Origin of the sequence: Phenylobacterium soli, from assembly GCF_003254475.1 — a bacterium.
Lineage (GTDB): Bacteria > Pseudomonadota > Alphaproteobacteria > Caulobacterales > Caulobacteraceae > Phenylobacterium > Phenylobacterium soli.
Map to the genome: position 1 here is coordinate 1 of NZ_QFYQ01000023.1, position 409 is coordinate 409.

The following is a 409-nucleotide window of genomic DNA, read 5'->3' on the forward strand; positions in this document are numbered from 1 at the left end:
GCCCATGGCGCCGAGGCCGACAAATCCAACGTCCATCCGGAAATCTCCCTACGCCGCAGACAAGCGGCGGCTGCGCTGGCGCAACGTACAGGCGCCTGGCGGAGCTGCCATCAGGCGGGTGCGTTTCACAAGCCGGGGCGTCGGTCGGTTGGCGGCGGCCCCTGAGGGAGCCTGCGGTGTACAAGCGTATCCTTCTGGCGTTCGACGGTTCGGTGGAGGGGCGGACGGCCCTGCGTGAGGGCGCTCTGCTGGCGAAGAGCTGCGGCGCACAGGTTCATCTGCTGTCCGTCGTGTCGGAGACGGGCGGCATGGCGATCGGCGAAGGCGCATTCGCGGGTGCGGTCGCCCTGCACCAGGACCGCTATCGCGAGGTGCTGGAGGAAGGCGCTGCGCGGCTGCGGGCGATGGG

At 69.9% G+C, this 409-nt stretch carries 1 protein-coding gene; it reads left to right on the forward strand.

Going from position 1 to position 409, the window contains the following annotated elements; genetic code table 11:
- Positions 1-176 precede the first annotated feature (176 nt).
- Positions 177-409: universal stress protein (locus DJ017_RS19980; protein WP_165830744.1), on the forward strand; the 233-nt coding region annotated here is incomplete at its 3' end.